This window comes from Thiohalocapsa sp., from assembly GCF_022340605.1.
Lineage (GTDB): Bacteria > Pseudomonadota > Gammaproteobacteria > Chromatiales > Chromatiaceae > Thiohalocapsa.
Genome location: NZ_JAJDNQ010000168.1, coordinates 1 through 8123, shown reverse-complemented (window position 1 = coordinate 8123; position 8123 = coordinate 1). Strand labels below are relative to the sequence as shown.

Genomic DNA, 8123 nt, shown 5'->3' with positions numbered 1-8123 from the left:
TCAAGGTCCTGAGCAACTGGTTCAGCCGCCACTTCTCGGACCCCCAGGTGATGGTGCTGGCGGTGTTCGTGGCCGTCATCTTTGCCGTTGTGCTGTTGCTCGGGGAGATGCTGATGCCGGTGCTGGCGAGCATCGTCATCGCCTACCTGCTGGACGGTTTTGTGACGCTGCTGGAGCGCCGCGGCTGGCCGCGGCTCGCGGCCGTGGTGACCGTGTTCGTGCTGTTTCTGGTGTTCGTCGTCTCGGTGCTCGTGGGCGTGCTGCCGTTGGTGTATCGGCAGGTGTCCGATCTGGTGCAGCAGTTGCCGCAGATGCTCGCGCGGGGCCAGCAAGTGCTGATGGCGTTGCCGGAGCGCCATCCGGAGTTGGCCAGTACCGCCCAGATCGACGCCGCCATGGACGCGATGCGCCGGGAGTTGGTGGGCTATGGGCAGACGTTGCTGTCGATGTCGGTGTCGTCGCTGGTGGGCGTTATCACCCTGCTGATCTACTTCATCCTGACGCCGCTGCTGGTGTTCTTCTTCCTGAAGGACAAGGCGCTGATCCTCGGCTGGTTCGGACGCTACCTGCCGCGCCACCGGGCCATCGCGGATACGGTCTGGGCGGACGTGGATCGGCAGATCTCCAACTATGTGCGCGGCAAGTTCTGGGAGATCCTGGTCGTCTGGGCGGTCAGCTTCGTTACCTTCTCGAGCTTTGGGCTCAATTACGCGATGTTGCTGGCCTTGTTGGTGGGGCTGTCGGTCATCATTCCGTATATCGGCGCGTCGGTGGTCACCGTGCCCGTGGTGCTCATCGCCTGGTTCCAGTGGGGGTGGGGCGCACAGTTCGTCTGGCTCACCGTGGCCTATCTGATCATCCAGGCGCTGGACGGCAATGTGCTGGTACCCCTGTTATTCTCGGAGGTGGTAAACCTGCACCCCGTCGCGATCATCGTTGCGATCCTGGTGTTCGGCGGTCTCTGGGGCTTCTGGGGCGTGTTCTTCGCCATCCCGCTCGCTACCGTGGTGCAGGCCATCCTGACCGCCTGGCCCCGGCCCTTGGAGCGCGTTGAGTGTGGCGACGATGCGGGGCCCATGGTGACCGGTGGCTGAGGCGGCAACCCGCCTTTCCCCAACAACCAACCAAGCGCTTCGCGCAGACGAGACCCTGGGAGCCTCCTATGTTCGAACTGATTCTCGGTCTGGCGCTGTTCTTCAGCGCCCATGCTTTGTCCATCGTGCGGCCCGCGTGGCGGGTGCAGGCCATCGATCGCGCCGGTGAGGTGCCATTCAAGGTCGGCTATTCGCTGGTCTCGATCCTCGGGCTCTGGCTCGTGGTAGTGGGCTATGGTGCCGCCCGTGTCCACGAGCCGGTGCTGCTGTACCAGTCGCCGGTGTGGATGCGGCACGTCACGTTGCTCCTGATGCTGCCCGTGTTCCCGCTGGTGCTGGCGGCCTATCTGCCGGGCCGCATTCAGCGCACGCTCAAGCACCCGATGCTGATCGGGGTGCTGCTCTGGGCCGTGGCGCACCTGCTCGCCAACGGCACCCTGGCGGATCTGCTGCTGTTCGGGAGCTTCCTCGTTTGGGCGGTGGCGGATTTGGTGTCGCTGGCGCGGCGTCAGGAGCCGCCCGTGCCTGGCGCGCCGCCCGGAAAATGGAACGACCTGATCGCGATCGTGGCAGGGCTCGTGCTCTATGTTGCCTTCATCGCGTTCGTGCACCGCTGGCTGTTCGGCGTCGCGCCCATCGGCTGACGGCAGCACTGCCTGGCGACAAGACCCGCGGGCGCGGGGGCGGCAGGTGGGGCGCTGACGCGGCTTGGCGTCGGCGCCCGTCGTGCGATGGAGACGAGCTCAGAAGCGGCAGCGCAGCTTGTCGATCATGTGCAACAAACCGAGCCACGGGTGACGGCGGGGCATTCTCGGCCCCGCGTAGCGCATGACCTCGACGATGCGCGCGCGCCGCGACTTGCTGTAGCAGTGCACGGTGCACTCGCTGCACGGCAGCTTGGATTCCCCGAAGACGCAGACGTCGAGCCGCTGGTTGGCGTAGCGCAGCAGGTCGGCACAGTCGTCGCAGTGGTGCTCGGCATGGCCGCCGTGATGATCGTGGCAGAAGATGCCGATCATCGCGGCGATGGTGCGTCGCTCGCGGCGGACGCGCTTGCCGTTGTTGGCGGGGCGCAAGCCGGCGGCGCGGGGTGGTTGGGTTCGCATCTGCATGGCGCCATTATCCGCGCTGGCGTAACGCATGGATTGACGATTGTCAATTCAGCTTGACATCGCCCGAGCTTGACACGGGCGTTCGCCGCGCGCGCCCTGGCGTGCGGAGTCTGGGCGAATACTGGCCGCAACTCCGAGATCGAGCGGACCGTAGGTCGGGGCAGCGCAGCGCAGCCCGACGCTTGGCGTCGGTAAGCCGTTGATTATCGTGTTCCGACATCGCTAACCCGACCGACACCGAGGGCTTGCCTAGTCTCCTTTGGCGCGCGCGTTGTGGGGAATCCGTAACAGTTTCTTTGGCTACCGCGGGCGTTGCTGCTCCCCACCGGGCGCATTTTGTGTTCTGCTTGGATTTTTTCCTCTTGGCGGCCGCGGCCTGGCGCCGATGCCACGTCTTGATGCAAGGATCTCCCCGATGAGCAAAGCCCCAGTGTTGTTGCTCGGCCTGCCGCTGCTGGCGACGGGCTGCGCGTATCAGGCGTACCCGGACCTGCCCGACGACATCGTCGTGCAGCCGGGCGCCACGGCGGTTGCCGAGCCGCTCGCGCCCACCGCCGATGCCATCGACCACAATGCCACCGGAATGGCCGCGAACGTCTCGGATGTCGCCCGCCGCGAGGCGCAGTTGCCGCCCGTCTCCCAAGAGGTGAAGCCGCCGCCGCCGAATCCCGGCAGCTTGCCGGCGGCTGAGCACCGGCAGCTCAAGATCCTGCTGGGCAATCGGCGCTTCGAGTACCTCGAGGACGGCCAGTTGGTCTGGAGCGGCAAGGTGTCCGCCGGCGCCGGCGAGCATCCCACGCCGCAGGGCGAGTTCCGCGTGACGGCCAAGGACGTCAATCACCGCTCCGGCAGCTACACCAACTACTTCGATTTGCCGACGCCGATGCCCTACGCCATGCAGTTCGACGGGCCCTACTGGGTCCACGAGGGCTATGTGCCCAACGAGCATGCCTCCCACGGTTGCGTACGCCTGCGCCACGATGACGCCAAGTTCGTCTACGCGCGCATGCGCGTGGGCGACCCGGTGACCGTGACCGAGTAGCGCATCGCAGGCCGCGGCGTTCTCTTGGCGCAGACCTCGGGCGACGTGGAGGTGCGCGAGGCGCTGCGTCTCGCCGCCGCCTGTGCCCACGCTGGGTTGCTACAATCGGGGTTCGATTCAACTCGCTCCCACATCGCTTTCGGAGTCCGACCATGCTGCTTACCAACATCGTCCTGCTGCTCGCCTTCATCGGCATGATCGGCATCGCCGTCTATTTGATGCGCGATGACCGGGCCGAGGGCGGGCGTGACAAGCGCCAACAGGTGCGCATCGTCGACACCAGCAAGGACCGAGAGTCCTGAGGATGCAACCGCACTGTCCTCGCGGAATCGTCTCGCGGTAGAATTGGGCGGTTATGGACCTGAACTTCCTGCCATTCGAACAGCCCGTCGCCGAGCTCGAGGCCAAGATCGAAGAGCTGCGCCACGTCGGCGACGACAACGAGATCAACATCGCCGAGGAGATCGAGCATCTCCAGGGCAAGAGCCGGGCGCTGACGGAGCAGATCTTCTCCGGCCTCACGCCCTGGCAGATCTCCCAGCTCTCGCGCCACCCGCTGCGACCTTACTTCCTGGACTACGCGCGGCGCATCTTCGACGACTTTCAGGAGCTGCACGGCGACCGTGCCTTCGCGGACGACCACGCCATCGTCGGCGGGCTCGCGCGCCTGAACGGCCGCGCGGTGGTCGTCATCGGCCACCAGAAGGGCCGCGACACCAAGGAGAAGATTCAGCGCAACTTCGGCATGCCGCGCCCCGAGGGCTACCGCAAGGCGCTCCGGCTGATGCAGCTTGCCGAGCGTTTCGGTCTGCCCATCTTCACCTTCATCGACACCCCGGGCGCCTACCCCGGCGTCGGTGCCGAAGAGCGTGGCCAGAGCGAGGCCATCGCCCGCAATCTTCAGGTGATGGCGACGCTGCGGGTGCCGATCATCTGTACCGTGACCGGCGAGGGCGGCTCCGGCGGGGCGCTCGCCATCGGTGTTGGCGACCGGCTCATCATGCTCCAGTTCAGCACCTACTCGGTGATCTCGCCAGAGGGCTGCGCCTCCATCCTGTGGAAGAGCGCCGATAAGGCGCAGCTCGCCGCCGAGGCCATGGCCATCACCTCGGCCCGGCTCTACGACCTCGGGCTGGTGGATGCGGTGGTGCCGGAGCCCCTCGGCGGCGCCCATCGCGACGTGGACGGCATGGCCGGCGCGTTGCACGACACCCTGATCGAGGCCCTCGCCGAGCTGGACGCCATGTCCATGGAGCAGCTCCTCGCCGCCCGCTACGACCGGCTGCGCGGCTACGGCCGCGTCAAGGACTGATCCGCCTACTGTCTCGCGCGCCAGGCTGCCCGCCGGGTCTGCCGACCATGCGCTCCCCCGTCCCCGCCGCGCGGGAGCGGCTTGATCTGGACCGGCTCGGCCGCGCGCTCGCGGACGCCGTCGGGCACCGGCTCTGGATCGCCTACAGCGGCGGTCTCGACTCCCATGTGCTCCTGCACGCCGCGGTCGGGCTGCGCGTGCGCCTGCGGCTGGACCTGCGCGCGGTGCATGTGCACCACGGCCTGCTGCCGGACGCGGACGCTTGGACGGCGCACAGCGCGCGCGTCTGTGCCGGGCTCGGCGTGCCGCTCGAGGTGAGCCGACTGGCACTGACGCCCGGCCCGGGCGAGAGCGTCGAGGCCGTGGCCCGCGACGCCCGTTACGCTGTCTTCCGCTCGCTGCTGCGCCCGGGGGACGTGCTTGCCACCGCGCAGCACCGCGACGACCAGGCCGAGACCCTGCTGCTGGCGCTGCTGCGAGGTGCCGGCGTTCATGGCCTCGCCGCCATGCCGGCGCGGGCGCCCTTGGGCGCCGGGTTGCTGCTGCGGCCGCTGTTGGCCTTGCCGCGGGCTGCGCTGGCCGACTATGCCCGGGCGCATCGGCTGCGCTGGGTGGAGGACCCGAGCAATGCCGACCCGGCTCGCGACCGCAACCGGTTGCGCAATTTGGTCATCCCCGGGCTGCGGGAGCGTTGGCCGGCGCTGGACCGCACGCTGGCGCGCTCCGCCGCCCATTGCGCCGAGGCGGCCGCGTTGCTGGACGGCTTCGCCGACGAGCTCCTCACCGGCCTCGCCGCAGACACGCCGCGGGCGCTGAGTATCCGCCGGCTGCGCGCGCTGGACGATGCCCGGCTCAGGCTGGTGCTGCGCCGCTGGTTCAAGTGCCAGGGCTGGCCGCCGCCGGACAGCGATCGCGTGCATCGGATCATCACGGAACTGCTGCCGGCCGCCGCGGACCGCCAGCCGCGCGTCTCGTGGCCGGGCTGCGAGGTCCGCCGTCACCGCGACGCCCTGCATGCGCTGGCGCCGCTGCCCCGGGTGCCGGATAGCGCGCCCCTGCACGCGGCAGCCAGCCCGCTGGTGCTGCCGCCGCCCCTGGGCGATCTGGACTGGGCGTGGGCGGATGCCGCGGATGCGAAAGCCGGGGTGAGCGTGTGCTTCGGCGCATCCGGTTTGCGTTGTGAGCGGACCGGGCGGCCGGGCGCCGCCCTCAAGGGGCTCTTCCAGGAGCTCGGCGTGCCGGCCTGGCTGCGCCCGTACGTGCCGTCGCTGCTGGTTGACGGGCGGCTCGTCGGGATCGGCGGCGTCACCCTCTGCGATGGGACGCTGCGCTGGCTGCGCTGGCGCGGGCATCCCTGGGAAGACCGCGGTTGGTTCCTGCCCGAGCTCGCGCGCGGCGACGGCCGCTGAGGAACGGCTGGCACGGCTGCGCGAACCTGAGGCAAGTATCTGTTGCCCATCGATATCGATATCGATATCGATATCGATGGATGCGGGGTGGCCACGCCTCGATTCGCCGATAGCAGGATTTCGGCGAAAGCGCACGAAGCTGGATGCTCAGTCGCTCCCCGCCAGCGCAACGAAGCGCCGCGCGCGCGCGATGAGGCCCTCGTCGCCGGCGTGCAGGTCGCCACCGATGAGCAGGATGCAGTCGCGGCCGTAGAAGGCGCGCAGCTCGCGCACGCGGCCGAGCTGCATGCCGCCGGCCGGCACCGGGAAGATGGGCGCGAGCTCGCCCATGGCATCGGTGCAGCCGGCAAGGATGTCGCGGCATTCGGCCTCGGAATACGCGAACCGGCCGCCGTGGTGGGGGAAGATGGCCGCGTCGGCGCCCGCGAGGCGATGCAGCCGGCCGTAGAGCACCTTGTGGGACAGCCCGGCGTCGGGACTCAGGGCGAGGCCGCCGATGAAGGCGGGATGGCCCAGGATCGGCATGGCCAGCCCGGCATCGTCCGCCAGCGCGCGCATCGCATCCAGCCCGGCGAGACCGGGGCAGAACAGCAGCCCGCCGGCGCCCGCGGCCTTGGCAGCCCTGGCGCGGCGGGCGATCTCGCCGGCCGGCGCGGTGACGTTGGGCAGGTACAGGCAGCGCCGGCCGGTCTCGCGGTTGGCCCGCTCGACCGCCTCGGCGCACCTGCCGATGCGCTCGTCGACGGGGCAGAAGGGCTGATCGGTGAGGCCGTGGTCGTCCTTGATCAGGTCGATGCCGCCCAGGGCCAACTCGTAGGCGAGCGCGGCCAGCGCCTGCGCGGAGAGGCCCATGGGCTTCAGTGCCGTGCACAGCAGTGGCCGGTCGTGCACGGCGAGCAGGCCCCGCAGGCCGGTTATGCCGAAGCGTGGCCCCCGGAAGCCCGCCAACATGCCGTCCGGCAGCGAGAAGTCCATCAGCCGCACGCCCGGCTGCAGCGCCACATTGCCGAACAGCAGGTTGACGAGCTGGGTCAGCTCGGCGCCGGCGGCCTCCACCGGGTAGCGGATGCGCACGTCCCAGGCGCCGCTGCCCGCGGCGGTGAGCGCATCCACGCTGCCGACGATCTGGGCGCGGATCAGTTCACTCGGGATCAGCGCGGCCGGGAACTCAACCGTCTGCTCCAGGCAAATGTCTTGCGCACGGAGCAGCGCCGCGCCTTCGTCCGCGGCTCGGATGCGGTAGATGGCGGTGAGCCGCTCGCCGCTCAGCGAGAGGGCAACGGGGTCATCGATGGGCATGTCACCTCCGGATTTCGGCGCATCCACGCTAGTGTGCATGATGTCGTCGAGTTCGGCGCCGCCAAAGCGCAGCGCTCGAACGCCATGCGCCTGTGCGCCGCTTGTTCGGGGAATTGAGATCGGTCGTCGCCTGATGCTGGGCAGGCGGCTGGCCTGATGTTGCAATAGCATAACGTGGCGTCGCGCAGCCGGCGTTCACCCTAGTCCGAAAGTCAATGCCTCTGAACGCTCTCCGCGCCGGACTCCGGACTCCGGATTCTGGACTCCCGATCCCGCTGTGATCCGCACCCCCGTCGTTCCGCCCTCCGGAACTTGCCCATCCGCCGAACAATCTCCGCCGCCAATGACGCCAGACGCCACCACTGCCCCCGACCTGACCTCCTGCGACCGCGAGCCCATCCAATTCCCTGAGGCCGTCCAGGCCCACGGTGCGCTGCTGGCGCTGAGCGGCCCGGCGCTGACCGTGTGCAGGGTCTCCGCGAATTGCCTCGCGCTGCTCGGGCGCCCGCCGCGGGCGCTGCTGGATCAGCCCCTGGCGGAGGCGCTCGGCGAAACGCTGGTCGCCGCGGTGCGCGCGGCGGACGCGCATTGGCAAGCCGATCCGGGGCAGCCCGCATCCTTTTCGTGGCAGGCACCGGGCGAGATGGACGTCGGTGGCAGGGCATTTTGGTGCGCCGTGCACCGCAGCGCCGGAATGCTGGTGTTGGATCTGGAGCCCCAGCCATCGGGATGGACGCTGGCCGAGATGGAAGGCCATTGGCGGCAGGCGATGGCAGCCATGGCCGCGGTGCGTGCCATGGAAGACCTGGATGCCAAGCTCGCCGCGGCGACGGACCTGTTCCGCGCGCTGACCGG

At 69.0% G+C, this 8123-nt stretch carries 8 protein-coding genes and 1 pseudogene; 7 read left to right on the top strand and 2 right to left on the bottom strand.

Translation table 11 applies throughout. The annotated features are described in order from the left end of the window. Both LJE69_RS20705 and LJE69_RS20700 read left to right on the top strand, forming a co-directional pair. A partial coding sequence (locus tag LJE69_RS20705; RefSeq protein ID WP_296927965.1) for an AI-2E family transporter occupies nucleotides 1-1094 on the top strand: 1094 nt, incomplete at its 5' end. A gap of 68 nt (nucleotides 1095-1162) precedes the next feature. Beyond that, nucleotides 1163-1738, top strand: coding sequence for an NnrU family protein (locus LJE69_RS20700; protein WP_296927964.1), 576 nt, complete (start codon nucleotides 1163-1165; stop codon nucleotides 1736-1738). A gap of 99 nt (nucleotides 1739-1837) precedes the next feature. On the opposite strand, the gene LJE69_RS20695 is transcribed toward LJE69_RS20700, so the two are convergent. Continuing rightward, entirely contained in the window at nucleotides 1838-2206 is a 369-nt protein-coding gene (locus LJE69_RS20695; protein WP_296927963.1) for a nitrous oxide-stimulated promoter family protein, read from the bottom strand. 415 nt (nucleotides 2207-2621) lie between these two features. Between LJE69_RS20695 and LJE69_RS20690 the strand changes: the two genes are divergently transcribed. The 4 genes from LJE69_RS20690 to tilS all read left to right on the top strand — a co-directional run bounded on the left by LJE69_RS20690 (nucleotide 2622) and on the right by tilS (nucleotide 5969). Beyond that, complete coding sequence (locus tag LJE69_RS20690) at nucleotides 2622-3248, top strand: L,D-transpeptidase (protein WP_296927962.1); 627 nt, start codon at nucleotides 2622-2624, stop codon at nucleotides 3246-3248. A gap of 152 nt (nucleotides 3249-3400) precedes the next feature. Beyond that, on the top strand, nucleotides 3401-3550 hold the full coding sequence (locus LJE69_RS20685) for a hypothetical protein (RefSeq protein WP_296927961.1): 150 nt from the start codon (nucleotides 3401-3403) through the stop codon (nucleotides 3548-3550). A 53-nt stretch (nucleotides 3551-3603) separates the two neighbouring features. Then, the gene (locus tag LJE69_RS20680) at nucleotides 3604-4560 is read left to right on the top strand and encodes an acetyl-CoA carboxylase carboxyltransferase subunit alpha (protein WP_296927960.1); all 957 of its coding nucleotides are present in this window, start codon (nucleotides 3604-3606) and stop codon (nucleotides 4558-4560) included. Nucleotides 4561-4607: 47 nt separating this feature from the next. Further along, complete coding sequence (tilS, locus tag LJE69_RS20675) at nucleotides 4608-5969, top strand: tRNA lysidine(34) synthetase TilS (protein ID WP_296927959.1); 1362 nt, start codon at nucleotides 4608-4610, stop codon at nucleotides 5967-5969. A gap of 147 nt (nucleotides 5970-6116) precedes the next feature. Here tilS and LJE69_RS20670 read toward each other — a convergent pair whose 3' ends face one another. Then, nucleotides 6117-7268, bottom strand: coding sequence for a RuBisCO large subunit C-terminal-like domain-containing protein (locus LJE69_RS20670; protein WP_296927958.1), 1152 nt, complete (start codon nucleotides 7266-7268; stop codon nucleotides 6117-6119). A gap of 343 nt (nucleotides 7269-7611) precedes the next feature. Here LJE69_RS20670 and LJE69_RS20665 point away from each other — a divergent pair. Then, nucleotides 7612-8123 (top strand): annotated as a pseudogene (locus LJE69_RS20665) (hybrid sensor histidine kinase/response regulator); the annotation flags it as partial.

Coding starts and splice junctions, on each gene's coding strand:
- LJE69_RS20690 (WP_296927962.1), top strand. CDS start 2,622: ATGAGCAAAGCCCCAGTGTTGTTGCTCGGCCTGCCGCTGCTGGCGACG.
- LJE69_RS20700 (WP_296927964.1), top strand. CDS start 1,163: ATGTTCGAACTGATTCTCGGTCTGGCGCTGTTCTTCAGCGCCCATGCT.
- tilS (WP_296927959.1), top strand. CDS start 4,608: ATGCGCTCCCCCGTCCCCGCCGCGCGGGAGCGGCTTGATCTGGACCGG.
- LJE69_RS20670 (WP_296927958.1), bottom strand. CDS start 7,268: ATGCCCATCGATGACCCCGTTGCCCTCTCGCTGAGCGGCGAGCGGCTC.
- LJE69_RS20685 (WP_296927961.1), top strand. CDS start 3,401: ATGCTGCTTACCAACATCGTCCTGCTGCTCGCCTTCATCGGCATGATC.
- LJE69_RS20680 (WP_296927960.1), top strand. CDS start 3,604: ATGGACCTGAACTTCCTGCCATTCGAACAGCCCGTCGCCGAGCTCGAG.
- LJE69_RS20695 (WP_296927963.1), bottom strand. CDS start 2,206: ATGCAGATGCGAACCCAACCACCCCGCGCCGCCGGCTTGCGCCCCGCC.